Source organism: Streptomyces chattanoogensis (assembly GCF_001294335.1).
In the GTDB taxonomy this organism is placed as follows: domain Bacteria; phylum Actinomycetota; class Actinomycetes; order Streptomycetales; family Streptomycetaceae; genus Streptomyces; species Streptomyces chattanoogensis.
Map to the genome: position 1 here is coordinate 83,280 of NZ_LGKG01000185.1, position 15,248 is coordinate 98,527.

14 protein-coding genes are annotated in these 15,248 nt (G+C 69.9%); 9 read left to right on the forward strand and 5 right to left on the reverse strand.

The genetic code is table 11. From position 1 onward, the window contains the following. Positions 1–28 precede the first annotated feature (28 nt). Positions 29–658: a Uma2 family endonuclease gene (locus ADL29_RS35030; RefSeq protein WP_078971517.1), complete on the reverse strand. Its 630-nt coding sequence runs from the start codon at positions 656–658 to the stop codon at positions 29–31. A gap of 98 nt (positions 659–756) precedes the next feature. Beyond that, a complete protein-coding gene (locus ADL29_RS35035) occupies positions 757–1,563 on the reverse strand; it encodes a hypothetical protein (RefSeq protein ID WP_053927553.1) in 807 nt (268 codons plus the stop codon). A gap of 263 nt (positions 1,564–1,826) precedes the next feature. On the opposite strand from ADL29_RS35035, the gene ADL29_RS35040 reads away from it, so the two are divergent. The 9 genes from ADL29_RS35040 to ADL29_RS35075 all read left to right on the forward strand — a co-directional run bounded on the left by ADL29_RS35040 (position 1,827) and on the right by ADL29_RS35075 (position 13,015). Next, the gene (locus ADL29_RS35040; protein WP_053927554.1) at positions 1,827–3,335 is read left to right on the forward strand and encodes an aldehyde dehydrogenase family protein; all 1,509 of its coding nucleotides are present in this window, start codon (positions 1,827–1,829) and stop codon (positions 3,333–3,335) included. Positions 3,336–3,409: 74 nt separating this feature from the next. After that, positions 3,410–4,951 carry a GMC family oxidoreductase gene (locus ADL29_RS35045; protein WP_053927555.1) on the forward strand — a complete coding sequence of 514 codons (1,542 nt, stop codon included), beginning with the start codon at positions 3,410–3,412 and terminating at the stop codon, positions 4,949–4,951. Continuing rightward, positions 4,951–6,072: a quaternary amine ABC transporter ATP-binding protein gene (locus tag ADL29_RS35050; RefSeq protein ID WP_053927556.1), complete on the forward strand. Its 1,122-nt coding sequence runs from the start codon at positions 4,951–4,953 to the stop codon at positions 6,070–6,072. The genes ADL29_RS35045 and ADL29_RS35050 overlap by 1 nt, the downstream gene beginning before the upstream one ends. After that, the gene (locus ADL29_RS44310; RefSeq protein WP_159031557.1) at positions 6,072–6,245 is read left to right on the forward strand and encodes a hypothetical protein; all 174 of its coding nucleotides are present in this window, start codon (positions 6,072–6,074) and stop codon (positions 6,243–6,245) included. Before ADL29_RS35050 ends, ADL29_RS44310 begins: the two co-directional genes overlap by 1 nt. After that, positions 6,242–8,236 carry an ABC transporter permease gene (locus tag ADL29_RS35055; protein ID WP_053927557.1) on the forward strand — a complete coding sequence of 665 codons (1,995 nt, stop codon included), beginning with the start codon at positions 6,242–6,244 and terminating at the stop codon, positions 8,234–8,236. Before ADL29_RS44310 ends, ADL29_RS35055 begins: the two co-directional genes overlap by 4 nt. A gap of 2 nt (positions 8,237–8,238) precedes the next feature. Next, complete coding sequence (locus tag ADL29_RS35060) at positions 8,239–9,231, forward strand: ABC transporter substrate-binding protein (protein ID WP_053927558.1); 993 nt, start codon at positions 8,239–8,241, stop codon at positions 9,229–9,231. A gap of 147 nt (positions 9,232–9,378) precedes the next feature. Beyond that, a complete protein-coding gene (locus tag ADL29_RS35065; protein ID WP_078971518.1) occupies positions 9,379–11,331 on the forward strand; it encodes a WD40 repeat domain-containing protein in 1,953 nt (650 codons plus the stop codon). A gap of 139 nt (positions 11,332–11,470) precedes the next feature. Next, a complete protein-coding gene (locus ADL29_RS35070; RefSeq protein ID WP_046926387.1) occupies positions 11,471–11,713 on the forward strand; it encodes a hypothetical protein in 243 nt (80 codons plus the stop codon). A 132-nt stretch (positions 11,714–11,845) separates the two neighbouring features. Next, positions 11,846–13,015: a trypsin-like serine peptidase gene (locus ADL29_RS35075; protein ID WP_245689759.1), complete on the forward strand. Its 1,170-nt coding sequence runs from the start codon at positions 11,846–11,848 to the stop codon at positions 13,013–13,015. 122 nt (positions 13,016–13,137) lie between these two features. On the opposite strand, the gene ADL29_RS35080 is transcribed toward ADL29_RS35075, so the two are convergent. From ADL29_RS35080 to ADL29_RS35090, 3 genes are all read right to left on the reverse strand, one after another. After that, complete coding sequence (locus tag ADL29_RS35080; protein ID WP_053927560.1) at positions 13,138–13,770, reverse strand: hypothetical protein; 633 nt, start codon at positions 13,768–13,770, stop codon at positions 13,138–13,140. Positions 13,771–13,847: 77 nt separating this feature from the next. Then, positions 13,848–14,807, reverse strand: coding sequence for a WXG100 family type VII secretion target (locus ADL29_RS35085; protein WP_053927561.1), 960 nt, complete (start codon positions 14,805–14,807; stop codon positions 13,848–13,850). Continuing rightward, positions 14,807–15,109 carry a type VII secretion target gene (locus ADL29_RS35090; RefSeq protein WP_053927562.1) on the reverse strand — a complete coding sequence of 101 codons (303 nt, stop codon included), beginning with the start codon at positions 15,107–15,109 and terminating at the stop codon, positions 14,807–14,809. The genes ADL29_RS35085 and ADL29_RS35090 overlap by 1 nt, the downstream gene beginning before the upstream one ends. Between the last annotated feature and the right edge of the window lie 139 nt (positions 15,110–15,248).

Sequence of the window (15,248 nt, forward strand, 5' to 3'; positions counted from 1 at the left end):
AGTTAACTGCCAAGGGGGAGCCGGGGGGTCAGTCCTTGGGGAAATCGTCGGTGGTGAAGGTGAGGCCGACGACCGTGCCAGTGAGGTCGATGGGCTTGCCGTACGCCAGGCGGAGGTCGCTCTTGTACTCGCCGCCCTGAGGGTCGGTGAAGATTCGGCAGCGGCCGATGTACGGGTCGGCGATGACGTAGACAGGGACCTCGGCGAGGGCGTAGGCCGTCTTCTTCGGGCCGTAGTCGTTCACCGCGGTGCCTTTGGAGATGACTTCGGCGACGAATTCGACGTCCTCGTAGCGGTAGCGGCCCTTGGCGTCCCTGGTCCAGCCTTCGGCCAATGCCACCACGTCGCAGGCGAATCCGTTCAGTTGGCCAGGGAAGTCGATGCGCACGTCGGACAGCACGCGCTTCCTCGGATATCGCGTGCGCAGCTGCTCGTAGATGTCAGCGATGGTCTCCCAGTGCGCGGCCCGCTGCGGTGACATGAAGACGGTCCCCTCGACAATCTCGACCTTGTAGCCCTCGGGGACAGGCATCCGCTCCAGCCGCTCGAACAGCGCGTCCAGTGTGTCCGGACTTGGCTCAAGGGGCTGCTCAGTGGGCTCGTCCATCTCGGTCCCGTCGGTCTCGACCGTCATGGTCCGTTCTTCGGTGATGGTCATCGTGCCACTCCCTCCCCGCTGCCCCGCGTATACGGGCAGCCGCACGGTCTAGCGATCGTACGTACGAAGAGTTACCCGTGCAGGACTGCCTACGCTGCCTACGCCGCCTCCGACTCCTGCGTCCCCCGCAGCAGCTCCTCCAGTACCGAGATGTCCACCGTCTTGCCCGGAGGGGGCGTCTTCGACGGGACCGGCTTGTCGTAGTTGCTCAGCAGGACCGTGCCGGTCTCGTGGTCGGCCTCGGCGGTGAGTTTGCGGGGGTAGTGCTTGCCGTCGATGGTCACGTAGAGGGTCTGGGTGACACCGTCGATCTTCTTGACGACCGGCAGCACGCGGGTGCCTTCCTGGACGGTCGGCTTGCCCTTGGCCAGACGGGGCGTGGGGTGGCCGGAGGGGGGCGGACTCGTGGGGCCGGTGGCGGACTGCTGGAAGGCGTTGAGGTCGCAGGCGGCGGAGAGGTTCTGGAGGATGGGGTCGCCGGTGGTGCCGTGCAGATAGCGGCCCGCGTACTTGCGGGCGGCGTCGCTGCCGCCCTTGCCGGGCAGCTGGGCCTTCCAGAAGGCGGCGTCCGGTTTCATCCACACCTTGTTGCCGCGTTTGACGAGGTCGATGCGCCCGTAGGAGCCCTTGCTGATCGTGCCGGTGCAGTTACCGGCCTCGTCGAGGGAGATGTCGAGCTTGCCCGGGTCGGCGGTGGACAGCGTCCGCACCCGCAGGGACTTTGCGGCGGCGAGCTCGTGGAGTGCGGTGTCGGAGATCTGCTGGGCCGACTTTCCGGCGAGATCACCCTCGCCGTCGTCCCGGGTCGCCGCGGCGGCGGCACCCGTCCAGGCGGGCCCGGCGAGCAGGGCTGCACCGCAGGTCAGAGCGGTGATCGCGGTCGCTGGGCGGCGTCTGCTGGCCATCGCGGCACCTCCGGTCCCGAGGGACATAGGGCTGGGCATACGGCTGGGCATACGGCTATCCAGCGTACGTTCTGCATTTTTTCGGCGCACATCGGACGTATGTGGGGTGAAGGGGGGTGAATGGTCACTCGCGGCGTGACTCGGCTCACTTTCCGTTGAGGTTTGGGCATAGGTCGGGGGCTTCCGGAAAGGGGTCCCCGTTGCTGAGTGCGCGAGTGGTTGCACCAGTGGGAACAAATTCGTAAGCGGAAGGCAGAACACACGTGTCGGCAATCGAGACCATTCACGTAGACGGGGTGTGGCTCCCCGCCGCATCCGGCGCCACGCGGGAGGTCCTCGACCCCGCCGACGCGACAGTGCTCCAGGTGGTGGCCGAGGGCGGCGCCGAGGACGCGGACGCGGCGGTCGCGGCCGCCAGGCGGGCCTTCGACGGCGGCGCAGGCGCCTGGCCCCGTACGGCCGTGGCCGAGCGTGCCGCGCTGCTGCGCCGGGTCGCCGATCTGCTCCAGCGCGACCGCGAGGAGATCGGTCTCCTCGAGAGCCGCGACACCGGCAAGACGCTGGAAGAGGGCCGGATCGACGTCGACTGCGTGACCGACGCCTTCCGCTACTTCGCCGACCTGGTGATGAACGAGAGCGGCGGGCGGGTCGTCGACGCCGGGTCGCCCGACATCCACAGCGTGGTCGTGCACGAGCCGGTGGGCGTCTGTGCGCTCATCACGCCCTGGAACTACCCCCTTCTGCAGGCCAGCTGGAAGATCGCCCCGGCGCTCGCGGCCGGCAACACCTTCGTCATCAAGCCCAGCGAGGTCACCCCGCTGTCGACCGTCCACCTGGTCAGGCTGCTGGTGGAGGCCGGGCTGCCGGCCGGTGTCGCCAACATCGTCACCGGCACGGGCCTGCCGGTCGGCCAGCGGCTGGCCGAGCACCCGGACGTGGACCTGTTCTCCTTCACCGGCGGTCTGGTCAGTGGTACGAAGGCGGGCGCGGCCGCGGTCTCCGGCGCCAAGAAGATCGCGCTGGAGCTGGGCGGCAAGAACCCGAACGTGGTCTTCGCGGACGCCTGCGCCACCGAGGAAGGCTTTGACACCGCCGTCGACCAGGCGCTGAACGCGGCCTTCATCCACAGCGGGCAGGTCTGCTCGGCCGGTGCCCGGCTGATCATCGAGGAGCCGGTGCGCGACCGCTTCGTCGCCGAGCTCGCCCGCCGTGCCGAGAAGATCAAGCTGGGGCGGGGCACGGCCGACGGCGTGGAGTGCGGGCCGCTGGTCTCCCAGCAGCAGCTCGACAAGGTCGAGGCGTATGTCGCCTCCGCGCTCGCCGAGGGCGCCCGGCTGCGCTGCGGCGGCGCCCGTCCCGAGCCGTCGGACGTCCGGCCCGCCACCGGCTACTTCTACCTGCCGACCGTGCTGGACGGCTGCCACCGCGAGATGACGGTCGTACGGGAGGAGACCTTCGGGCCGATCCTGACCGTGGAGACGTTCACGACCGAGGACGAGGCCGTCGCGCTCGCCAACGACACCGAGTACGGCCTGGCCGGCGCCGTCTGGTCCGCCGACACCGCCCGCGCCCGCCGGGTCGCCGCCCGGCTGCGGCACGGCACCGTCTGGATCAACGACTTCCACCCCTACCTCCCGCAGGCGGAGTGGGGCGGCTTCGGCAAGTCCGGCATCGGCCGGGAATTGGGCCCCACGGGTCTGGACGAGTACCGCGAGAGCAAGCACGTTTACGAGAACCTGCGGCCGCAGCCGGTGCGGTGGTTCGCGGGCTGACCGCCGAAGGGCACCCGGTCTGATCCCGCAACTCCCAGGCCACGCACGAACTTTGCAGTAAAGGAGCACCCCTCATGCCCGTGTACGACTATGTCGTTGTCGGTGGTGGCACCGCCGGTTCCGTCATCGCCTCCCGCCTCACCGAGGACCCCGGCGTCACCGTCGCCGTCATCGAGGGCGGCCCGTCCGACATCGACCGCCAGGACGTGCTGACCCTGCGCAAATGGCTCGGCCTGCTCGGCGGCGAGCTGGACTACGAGTACACGACCACCGAGCAGCCGCGCGGCAACTCGCACATCCTGCACAGCCGGGCCAAGGTCCTCGGCGGCTGTTCCTCGCACAACACCCTGATCTCCTTCAAGCCGCTGCCGTCCGACTGGGACGAGTGGGAGGAGGCCGGGGCCGCCGGCTGGAACGCGCAGGCGATGGACCCCTACTTCGGCAAGCTGCGCAACAACATCGTGCGGGTGGCGAAGAAGGACCAGAACCAGATCGCCACGGACTGGATCGAGGCCACGAAGACCGCCCTCGGCGTCCCGGAGGTCGTCGGGTTCAACGACCAGCCCTTCGAAGAAGGCGTCGGGTTCTTCGACCTCTCGTACCACCCGGAGAACAACAAGCGGTCGTCGGCGTCCGTCGCCTACCTGCATCCGCACATGGAGGCCGGCGACCGGCCGAACCTCACGCTGATGCTGGAGACCTGGGCGTACAAGCTGGAGCTGGACGGCACCCGGGCGCGCGGCGTCCACGTCCGGACGAAGGACGGCGAGGAGGTCTACGTCGAGGCGGCCCGCGAGGTGCTGGTGTGCGCCGGGGCCGTGGACACCCCGCGGCTGCTGATGCACTCCGGCATCGGCCCGAAGAAGGACCTGGAGGCGCTGGGTCTGCCGTGCGTGCTGGACCTGCCGGGCGTCGGGGAGAACCTGATCGACCACCCGGAGTCGGTGATCGTCTGGGAGACCGACGGGCCGATCCCGGACAACTCCGCGATGGACTCCGACGCGGGTCTGTTCGTCAAGCGGGACCCGGAGCACAAGGGCCCCGACCTGATGTTCCACTTCTACCAGATTCCGTTCACGGACAATCCGGAACGGCTGGGGTACGAGCGGCCCGAGCACGGGGTGTCGATGACCCCGAACATCCCCAAGTCCCGCTCCCGCGGCCGGCTGTACCTCACCTCCGCGGACCCCGAGGCCAAGCCCGCCCTCGACTTCAGGTACTTCGAGGACGAGGACGACTACGACGGCAGAACCCTCGTGGACGGCATCAAGCTGGCCCGCAAGGTCGCGCAGGCCGAGCCGTTCGCCAAGTGGCTCAAGCGCGAGGTCTTCCCCGGCCCGGACGTCACGGACGACGAGGAGATCAGCGAGCTGGTGCGCAAGGCCGCACACACCGTCTACCACCCCGCCGGCACCTGCAAGATGGGCGCCGCCGACGACCGACTCGCCGTCGTCGACCCGCAGTTGAAGATCCGCGGGCTGGACGGCATCCGTATCGCCGACGCCTCGGTCTTCCCGACGATGCCGGCCGTCAACCCGATGCTGGGCGTGCTCATGGTGGGGGAGAAGTGCGCCGAACTGCTCAAGGAAACCCCGACCCAGGGAGGTGATGCGTGATGGCTACCACCTCCGCCGGCGCATCCGAGACACCCAAGTCCGCGTCCGCACCCAGGAGCGCCTCGTCCGCGGCCCGCGAGGTCGTGTTCTCCGTACGCCACCTCTGGAAGGTCTTCGGGCCGAAGGCCGACCGCATCCCCGAGGACACCTCGGTCGCCGGGCTCTCCGCCCAGGAACTGCGGGAGAAGACCGGCTGCACCGCCGCCGTCCGCGATGTCTCCTTCGACGTCCACAAGGGCGAGGTCTTCGTCGTCATGGGCCTGTCCGGCTCCGGCAAGTCCACCCTCGTACGGTGTCTGACCCGGCTGATCGAGCCGACCAGCGGCGGCCTGGAGATGGACGGCGAGGACGTTCGCGCCATGGACCGCAGTTCACTGCGCGAACTGCGCCGTCGCCGCGCCTCGATGGTCTTCCAGCACTTCGGTCTGCTGCCGCACCGCACCGTCGTCGACAATGTCGCCTACGGCCTGGAGATCCAGGGCGTGAGCAAGGCCGAGCGCCGCGAGCGGGCCACCGAGATGGTCGAGAAGGTCGGCCTGGCCGGCCTCGAGAAGCGCCGTCCCGGGCAGCTCTCCGGCGGTCAGCAGCAGCGCGTCGGCCTGGCCCGCGCCCTCGCCGTCGACCCCGAGGTCCTGCTCTTCGACGAGCCGTTCAGCGCCCTGGACCCGCTCATCCGCCGCGATATGCAGGAAGAGGTCGTCCGCCTGCACCGCGAGGAAGGCCGGACGATGGTCTTCATCACCCACGACCTCGCCGAGGCGCTGCGCGTCGGCGACCGGATCGCCCTGATGCGCGACGGCGAGATCGTCCAGCTCGGCACCCCCGAGGAGATCGTCGGCTCGCCGGCCGACGACTACGTCCGCGACTTCGTCCGGGACGTGCCGCGCGAGCAGGTGCTGACCGTGCGCCGCGCGATGCGCCCGGCCGAGGACGGCGAGAGCGACCAGGGCCCCGCGCTGACCCCGGACACCCTGATCTCCGACGCCATCGAGGCGGTCGCCCGCTGCGGCGGCGCCGCCCGCGTCGTCGACGAAGGCCGCTGCCTGGGCATCGTCGACCACGCCTGCCTGCTCAATGTGGTCGCCCGCGTCGATCACCGGCCGGAGGAGGTGGCCGCCTGATGTACGCCGCCACCGCCCACCGTCAAGCGCCCCTGCGCGCGGTCAGCTCCCGCGCCCCCGTGGCCACCCACCGCTCCCGTCTGCGCGCCGCCCTGCTGCGCCGCTGGCGCGAGGCCCAGCGTGCCGCGGCGATGAACGTGCCGGTCGGCACCGTGAAGCGGGGGCGCGCATGAGCATGTTCACTGCGCCCCCGATCGCCGCGGCGCTCAAGGTCGACGCCAAGCCCCGCCCGGTGCAGCAGCTGCTGAACCGCCGCGGCCTGGCCAAGCTCCTGCTGCTCGCCGTCGCCGCGGCCGTCCTCGTCCCGCTGCTGCACGCCAAGTACGGCGCCGCCTGGCCGTCCTCGCTGACCGTCGACGTCTCCGGCCCGCTCGGCAGGACCAGCGACTGGATCATCGACAACCGCGACAGCCACTGGCTGTTCACGTACTTCCTCGGCCACCTCAGCAACGCCGTGGTGCTCTCCGTACGCGGTGTCTACCTGCTGCTGCTCGCCCTGGGCTGGACCGGCGTCACGGCCGGTGTCACGCTCCTGGCCTGGCGCGTGGCGGGTGTCCGCATCGCCGCCACCGCCCTGATCTCCTTCCTGGTCAGCGGCCTGCTCGGCATGTGGGTCCCCACCATGCAGACGCTCGCCCTGATGGTCGTCGCGGTCGTCGCCTCGGTCGTCGTCGGCGCCCTGCTGGGCCTGGCGGCCGGTCTCTCCGGCCGTCTGTTCAAGCTCCTGCGCCCGGTCCTGGACACCATGCAGGTCCTGCCGGCCTTCGCCTACCTGCTGCCCGTCGTGCTGGTCTTCGGCATCGGTGTACCGGCCGCCCTCCTGGCCACCGTCATCTACGCGGCCCCGCCGATGGCCCGCCTGACCGCCCTCGGCCTGCGCGGCGCGGACGCGGGCGTCCTGGAGGCCGTCTCCTCCCTCGGCGCCACCGGACGGCAGCGGCTGCTGACCGCCCGCCTGCCGCTGGCCCGCAAGGAACTCCTCCTCGGCGTCAACCAGTCGATCATGATGGCGCTGTCCATGGTCGTGATCGCCTCGATGATCGGCGCCGCCGGTCTCGGTGACCGCGTCTACCAGGCCCTCGCCTCGGTCGACGTCGGCGCCGCGCTCGCCGCCGCGATCCCGATCGTCCTCCTGGCCATCGTCATGGACCGCACCACCGCGGCCGCCGGCGAACGGCTGGGCGCCGAGCCGGACACCTCCGGTCCGAAGCTGCTCCGCGGTCGGCTCGTCTGGGCGGGCATCGGCGTGCTGACCGCCGTACTGGCCCTCGTCGGCCGCCTGACCGGCTCCCTGGTCTGGCCGACCGGCTGGGTCGTCGCCATCGCCCGCCCGGTCAACGACTTCAAGGAGTGGATGGTCGGCCATCTCTACTCCGGCGTCCCCGTCATCGGCGGCACCGCCGACTGGGCCGCCCACTTCACCAACTGGGTGCTCAACCCGCTGCGCGACGGCCTGACCGCACTGCCCTGGTACGGCACGCTGCTCATCGTCGCCGCGCTGGCCTGGCTCATCGGCACCTGGCGCACCGCCCTGACCGCCGTCCTCGCGATGGCCGCCATCGGTGTGCTGGGCGTCTGGAAGCCGTCCATGAACACCCTCTCCCAGGTCATCGCCGCCCTGGTGGTCACCCTGGTGCTGGGCTTCGGCATCGGCGTCCTGGCGGCGGGCAGCAAGCGCTTCGAAGCGATCCTGCGCCCGGTCCTGGACGTCATGCAGACCATGCCGCAGTTCGTGTACCTGATCCCGGTCGTCGCGCTGTTCGCCGTCGGCCGCGCCCCGGCGGCCGCCGCGGCCGTGGTCTACGCGCTGCCCGCGGTCATCCGCATCACCACCCAGGGCCTGCGCCAGGTGGACGCCGCCGCCATGGAGTCCGCCCGCTCCCTGGGCGCCACCCGCTGGCAGACCCTCCGTCAGGTCCAGCTCCCGCTGGCCCGGCCGGCGTTGCTGCTGGCCGTCAACCAGGGCGTGGTCCTCGTCCTCGCCGTCGTCATCATCGGCGGCCTGGTGGGCGGCGGTGCCCTCGGCTACGACGTCGTCACCGGCCTCGCCACCGGAGACCTGGCCCTCGGCCTGGTCGCGGGCGTCGCCATCGTCTGCCTGGGCCTGATGCTCGACCGGGTGACCCAGCCCACGGAACGCCGCACCACGGGGAAGGGAGCCTGACCATGTCCCGTACTCGTACTCTGACGAAGATCGCCGGCACGTCGGTGGTGACCGGAGCGGTCCTGCTCTCCCTCACCTCCTGCGGCAAGGCCGATATGACCAAGCAGGCCTCGCCGTTCGCCGCGGCCAAGGGGTCCAAGTCGGTCACCCTGTCCGTACAGACCTGGGTCGGCGCCCAGTCCAACGTCGCCGTGGCCAAGTACCTCCTCGAGTCGAAACTCGGCTACCACGTCGACACCGTCCAGGTGGACGAGATCCCCGCCTGGGACGCCCTCAGTCAGGGCCGGGTCGACGCCATCCTGGAGGACTGGGGCCACCCCGACCAGGAACAGCGCTACGTCAAGGACAAGAAGACGATCACGGCGGGCGGCGGCAACGGCGTCACCGGCCATATCGGCTGGTACGTCCCCAAGTACTGGGCCGACAAGCACCCCGAGGTCACGAACTGGAAGAACCTCAACAAGGTCGCCTCGCAGCTCCGCACCTCGGAAAGCGGCAACAAGGGCCAGCTGATGGACGGTTCGCCGTCCTATGTCACCAATGACAAGGCGCTGGTGAAGAACCTCAAGCTGAATTACGAGGTCGTCTTCGCCGGCTCGGAGGCGGCCCAGATCACCCAGATCCAGCAGTTCGCCAAGCAGAAGAAGCCGTTCCTCACCTATTGGTACGAGCCGCAGTGGCTCTTCAACCAGGTGCCGATGGAGGAGGTCAAACTCCCCAAGTACACGGATGCCTGCGCGGAAAAGGGCGTCAAGGACCCCACGTCCATCGACTGCGCCTATCCCACCACCCCCCTCCAGAAGTTCTTCAACACCGATTTCGCCAAGAGCGGCAGCAGCGCCGCGGCGTTCCTGAAGCACTTCAGCTGGTCCAAGGACGACCAGAACGAGGTCTCCGAAATGATCGCCTCGGGCGGCCTGTCCGCGGACGAGGCGGCCAAGCGGTGGGTGGACAAGCACCCCGACGTCTGGAAGAAGTGGCTGCCGAAGCGGTAGCGGATCCGTGTTCCCGGAGGCGGGCGGCCGTACGTGACGACGTGCGGCCGCCCGCCTCGGCCTTCCATGGTCAACTGCCGCCGCCGGAACGGCCGTTGAAGGGCCACTGAAGGCCCGTTGTCAGTGGTCGCGGTTACGGTCGGTGGCATGGACGTACGGGGAATGACGATCGTGCTCATCGGCCGCTTCGACGGCGTGCGGCAGAGCGGGATGAAGCAGCGGCTGGAGGAGCTGGGCGCGCGGGTGACGGGCGCGGTGTCCGGCCGGACGGATCTGGTGTTCGCGCACCGATACGCCGAGGGGAAGAACCTCCAGGAGGCCCGGCGGCTCGGCATCCCGATAGGCGACGACGACGCGCTACGGGCCCTGCTCGCCGATGAGGACGGCTCCGACGACGCCGGCCCCGAGGCCGGGACGGTTTCGGACCTGGTGGCCCTGCGGGCGCGGCTGCTGAGGCTGGAGCGCGAACAGGGCATCACCGAGGAACACCGCGCCGCCACGCGGGAGGTCCGCGCGAAGGAAGGCGTGCGCCTGCGCCATCCGTACGGCCACGAGCTGGAGATCAACGACTACGCGCTCAGCCCCTGCGGCCGCTATCTGGCCACCGGCACCGGCACCGGATTCGGCTGCCACGGCGGCTCCTTGCAGATCTGGGACGTCGCCGCCGGACGCTGCGCCAACGGCATCGGCGGTATCGAGGGCGGTATCGGCCGGCCCGGCCATGCGGGCAGCATCCAGTGGTCGGCCGACGGCCGCCGCATCGGTCTCGCGTACGGCAGCGGCCGGGTCGGTGTCTTCGATCCGTTCAGCCCCGTCGACGGTCCCAGGACCCTCGCCGAGTTCCTGCTCACGGACGAGCCGGTATGGCCGGTGCCCTGGGCACTGGCGCCCGACGGCAGACGGGTCTTCGTGGACTCCGGGTCTCCGTGCGAGGTGGGCGGCTGCCTCGTCCCCATGGACGGCGGCGAGCTGAGCTGGACGCCCGGTGCCGCCAGGCCCGCGCACCCGTACCTGCTGGCCGAGAGGCTCCGGGAGGACTTCCGGGCGGAGGGGACGGACGCGCACGGCGACGGCACACTCCGGGCCGACTGCCGGGTCCGCTGGTCGCGGGACGGCACCCGGTTGCTGGCGCAGGGCGAGAGCCGGGGCCGAGCAGAGGCGTTCGTCATCGACGTCGCTTCCGGGCAGGTGAGCTGGGTGGCCGGGATCGGTGAGCTCGCCGCGTGGAGCCCGGACGACCGGCTGCTGGTGCACTGCGACGAGGGGCTGCGCTTCCTCGACGCGGCGACCGGCAAGCCGTACGGCAAGAAGGCCGGACAGAAGGCGACCGGACAGAAGGCGACCGGACAGAAGCAGGCCGGGAGCGAGGGGGTGTCGGCGCTGCAATGGGGCATGCGCGGCGATCTGCCACGGCTGGCGGCCCTCGTGGGCGAGGACAACGCCTCCGGAGCGGAGCCCGGCGTCCTCATCTACGACGAGGACCGCTTCCGCTACCGCCTCGACGTCACACCCGTGGAGGACGGCCTGGTCTTCGCCGACTCCTGGGCCTGGTCCCCGTCCGGCGAAGCGGGAGCCTGGCTCACGGCCGACGGGCGGGTGGAGGTGTGGTCGCTGGAAGGCGAGGAGCCGCGGCGGCTGCGCACCCTGGACGTACCGTCCGGGACCGGTGTGGTGCTCTGGGGCGCCGACGGTGTCCTGATGGCCATGAGCCCCACCACCCTGCGGTTCCTGCGGGCCGGATCCGGCGAGGTGCTCGGCGACTTCAGCTTCCTGCATGCACCGCAGGTCCCCAAGCCGCTGGGGGAGACCTACTGGTTCTTCGAGGCGCGGCAGTTCGCGCCGGACGACGAGACGTGGTGCGCGGTGTTCGACGAGGGGGTGGTGATCGCTCCCGACGGCAGGGGGCCGGAGTCCGTGGACGACATCCTCGCCTGGACGGTGAGCGAACGCCTGGCCTGGCCGGTGCGCTGGGGCGAGCTCGCCGTCGTACCGGACGCCCGGACCGCGGGACAGGCGCTGGGGGACGCGCCGGACGGGGAGTGGCTGCGCAATTACGCCTACACGATCGAGGAGGAACTCTCCCGGTGGGGCGCGCCCTGACCGAAGCCGGACGGTCGGGTGCGCGCCCGGCGTCGCCGTGCCCGGCCCGCTCGGCCGGTTCGTTGCGGTTCGTCACTCGTCCGGATGGCGGGCGGTGAACCGCCGCACGGCGCGGCGGGAGGCGCAGCAGTGTGGGGGTATGCCGCTGCCGCCGAAGTGCCCCACCCCCGACTGCGACGACTGGTTGTGGAAGGACACCACGACCACCGACACCGACTGGGACAACTGGCGGTGGTGGTGCCGCCGCTGCGACCGGCAGTGGTATCCGACGGCGAAGCAGCTCGCGGAGTTCCGTGAGGGGGCGTCGTCCAGGGGCGGGCCGGGAGGCGGCCGCCATCAGCGGCAGGCCGTGTACCGGGACCCGCGGGTGGCCCGGCGGTAGGACCGTCCCCCCGGCACCGGGCGTCCCGCCGCGGGACGGCATAGTAGAGCGCGTCCCCGAAAGGGGGCATGACAAAGCCGCGCCCTTGCACGGCGCGGCGCGCCGCCGTCCGTACCAGGGGGACCCTGCTCCATGCCATCCATACCGTCCATACCGGCCATCCGCCGCACCACCGCCGCATCCGCCGCACTCGCCGCCGTGCTCGCGTTCACCGTCACCGCCTGCGGCCCCAGTGACGACAAGGCCGGCAGTTCGGCCGCCGCCGACCAGAACGGCGGGGGTATCAAGATCCCCAAGGGCATACCGACCAGCATCGACGACCTGAAGAAGTGGAAGGACGGCGGCTGGGACAACTGGGACAACTGGGCGCGCAAGGCAAAGGACTTCGCCAACCCGATCATCAAGGACCACTGGAAGCCGGAGCGTCTGGCGAGCGCGAAGCCCGCCCCCGATCTCAGCGTGAAGGCCACCGGCGCGGGCAGCGAGTTCGACGCGACCGACCCCGAGCCGCGTCCCGTCACCGCCCGGCAGGTCGGACGGCCCTACCACCAGAACATGGCGCCGGTCGGAAAGATCTTCTTCGACAGCCCCCAGGGCCCGCGGGTCTGCTCCGGCACGATCGTCGGTGACCCGGCGCACCCGGGCAAGTCCAACCTGGTGTGGACCGCGGGCCACTGTGTGCACGCCGGGAAGAAGGGCGGCTGGATGCGCAACATCGTCTTCGTGCCGTCCTTCAACGACAACGGTGTGCCGATGAACCAGGTCAGCCAGACGCCGGCGCAGCAGATCCAGCCCTACGGCCGCTTCTGGGCCGACTGGATCAGCACGTCCGGTGAGTGGATGAACATGGGAAGCCAGGAGGTCGGCAACGGCGGTTCCGCCTATGACTTCGCCGTACTGCATGTGAAGCCGGAGAACGGCAGCGGCAAGTCGCTGGAGGAGACCGTGGGCGCGTCCGTCCCGGTCTGGTTCAACGCCCCCGCCCCCGACCGCATCGGCGCGATGCGGGCCATCGGCTACCCGGCGGGCGCGCCGTACGACGGCGCGCGGATGATGAACTGCATCGACCGTCCCGGCCGCCTCACCATGCAGCAGGGCACGCCCGCCATGGACCGTATCGGCTGCACGATGACCGGCGGTTCGTCGGGCGGCGGCTGGCTGGCCAACCGCGGCGGCAAGTGGGCGCTGGTGTCCAACACGTCCATCGGCTCCAACAACAACACCTGGCTGGCGGGTCCGCGCCTGGGCCCGGAGGCCGAGCGTGTCTTCAGCGGCATGAGCCGGAAGTTCGCCCAGCAGTAGGGCAACGCCCAGCAGCAGCGCGGTGAGCGCGAGAAGGTGCCGGTGGCCACGGCGGCCGGCACCTTCTCGCGGGATCGGGCCCAGGGGATCGGACCCAGGAAATCGGCCCGGCGGGGGCGGACTCAGGGAATGGGGTCCGCCGGCCCGAGCTGACGGCCGAAGGCCCGCTCGAACCGCGACCACCCCTGGGCCCCGATGAACACCGTGGCCCAGGAACCGTCCGCAAATCCGATCTCGTACGTCCCCGGCCTTACATCACGCCGGTTCCGTACCCAGGAGGTCTCCCGCCGGTCCGCGCTCCAGGCCACCGCGACGTGGGGGCCGATGCGCTTGCCGATGAGCGAGTGCTGGACGTGGACGAGCAGGAACCGGTGCCCGGTCACCAGCATCACCTTGGCCACACCGGTCTTCGCGCGTGGGAAGAACGGAAGCGCCATCCGGCCGGCGGCGCTCCGCCACCCGCCGAAGAACGGCTTGTCCTTGGAGCTGTCCCGCTCCAGACGGTCATACAGATCGTCGATCGGGGCGAACCCCTGGACCAGTGCCGTGATCGCCAGCACCGACATCAGCCAGGTCACCGGGCGGTCCCCCGCCATGCGCTGCCCCGGGAAGACGACCGGGCAGAGTTTTCTGCGCGGGCGCGGCATGCTCTCGGCGGCGTCCATCACATGGCTGTCCAGCAGTGTTTCGCCGGGCGGCAGCACACCGGCGGCCTGCTCCTTGAGCCGCTGGTGGAACTCCTCACGACCGGTCATCACCGTCGACCGACCCGCATTACTCACCTGACCCGCATTACTCACCTGACCGGAATCACTCACCTGACCGGGATCACTCACCCGAACGCTTCCCTCATCGACTTCTGAGCGTGGTCCGGCGACTCTTCCATACGCTCGTCGAAGCTCTTGGAGTCCGGCCGCGCCGCATACTCGGCCGCTTCCTCGCCCACCTTCGGGCCGTTCTCCATGAGCCCGCCGGTGATCGCGCCGCCGGGATCCACTCCGATGATTCCCTTGGAAATTCCCTTGATCTGTTTCCAGGCCATGTATTTCGCCAGATCGGTGGGATCGGGCATGTTTCCCCGGATGAGAGCGCCGGCCATCCGGCCCCGTGCACCCTTGAGGTCCTTCTTGATGTCCTTGGCCTTCGTGGTACGCAAATACCTCCGCAGCTTCGCCAGTTTCCGCATGGCCTGCATGCGCTTGGCGAGATCGGAGAGCTTGTCGGCCAGCTTGGCGGTGATCCGTACGCCCTTCGCGACGCGCGTGGCGACACCGGCCGCCGCCACCAGCGGCCCGATCGCGGCGGCTGCTCCCGCCGTGAGGACGGCCAGAATCGCCGTGGTGGCCGCCGAGGCGATGATCGCCTCCACGATCTCCACGATGACCTCGAGCATCATCTCCTCGGCCATCGCGCACGCCTCGGCCGCCATCTCGAGGAGTTCCGCGATGGTGTCCATGTCGTCGGCTTCGCCGCGCAGGGCTTCCTCGAAGTCGGTCATGGTCTTGGTGAAGCCGTCCGCCGCCTCACCCGTCCAGGCCTGTTCGACCGCGCGGCGCTCGGCCACCAGGTCTTCCACCACACCGCGCAGATCGCGGGCGGCGGTCCGCCATTCCTGCGCCACTTCGGTGAGGCGCTCATTGTCGCCGCTGACCTTTTCGAGCAATTCGTCGACGCCGAATTGCTCCAGTGCGCCCTTGATGACCTCATCGAGCACCTTGGCGAGCGGATTGCTCCAGTCCAGGGCGTAGTTGATGCGCTCGAGCGCGCCGCCTGCCGCCTGCCCGACCCCCATCAGTGACCCCCGCCGAAGCTCTGTGCGTTGGCCTCTTCCGTGCCGTCGTAGGCGTCGGCAGATTCCTTCACGCCATCGGCTATGTGCTGAAGCATTTCCGCCGCCTGCTTCAGATCGTCCGCCGAGTCATTGCGCTGCTCGTCGTAATCCGATTTCAGGTTGTCGGCTTCCGGAAGCTTGCCGAAGACACCCTGGGACAGATCGAGTTCCTGGGTGCGTGACCGAATCCTCTCGATTCGGGCCATGCTCTCCTCCGCTGCCCTGGCGAAGCGCCGCAACGCCTCGCTCTGGACATCGGTCATCTGACCGTTGCTCCCCACACTTACCTCCGGTCGTACGGCCTGCAGGCAGGTCTGGCCGCGCACCGCCCCCGATGGACACCGCTCGGCACCTCCGCACAAGTTAAACAAACGTCAAGGGATAGCCAAGAGGGTTCTGGGG

Coding starts and splice junctions, on each gene's coding strand:
- ADL29_RS35080 (WP_053927560.1), bottom strand. CDS start 13,770: ATGACCGGTCGTGAGGAGTTCCACCAGCGGCTCAAGGAGCAGGCCGCC.
- ADL29_RS35075 (WP_245689759.1), top strand. CDS start 11,846: ATGCCATCCATACCGTCCATACCGGCCATCCGCCGCACCACCGCCGCA.
- ADL29_RS35055 (WP_053927557.1), top strand. CDS start 6,242: ATGAGCATGTTCACTGCGCCCCCGATCGCCGCGGCGCTCAAGGTCGAC.
- ADL29_RS35030 (WP_078971517.1), bottom strand. CDS start 658: ATGACCATCACCGAAGAACGGACCATGACGGTCGAGACCGACGGGACC.
- ADL29_RS35060 (WP_053927558.1), top strand. CDS start 8,239: ATGTCCCGTACTCGTACTCTGACGAAGATCGCCGGCACGTCGGTGGTG.
- ADL29_RS35085 (WP_053927561.1), bottom strand. CDS start 14,807: ATGGGGGTCGGGCAGGCGGCAGGCGGCGCGCTCGAGCGCATCAACTAC.
- ADL29_RS35035 (WP_053927553.1), bottom strand. CDS start 1,563: ATGGCCAGCAGACGCCGCCCAGCGACCGCGATCACCGCTCTGACCTGC.
- ADL29_RS35065 (WP_078971518.1), top strand. CDS start 9,379: ATGGACGTACGGGGAATGACGATCGTGCTCATCGGCCGCTTCGACGGC.
- ADL29_RS35050 (WP_053927556.1), top strand. CDS start 4,951: ATGGCTACCACCTCCGCCGGCGCATCCGAGACACCCAAGTCCGCGTCC.
- ADL29_RS35070 (WP_046926387.1), top strand. CDS start 11,471: ATGCCGCTGCCGCCGAAGTGCCCCACCCCCGACTGCGACGACTGGTTG.
- ADL29_RS35090 (WP_053927562.1), bottom strand. CDS start 15,109: ATGACCGATGTCCAGAGCGAGGCGTTGCGGCGCTTCGCCAGGGCAGCG.
- ADL29_RS35045 (WP_053927555.1), top strand. CDS start 3,410: ATGCCCGTGTACGACTATGTCGTTGTCGGTGGTGGCACCGCCGGTTCC.
- ADL29_RS44310 (WP_159031557.1), top strand. CDS start 6,072: ATGTACGCCGCCACCGCCCACCGTCAAGCGCCCCTGCGCGCGGTCAGC.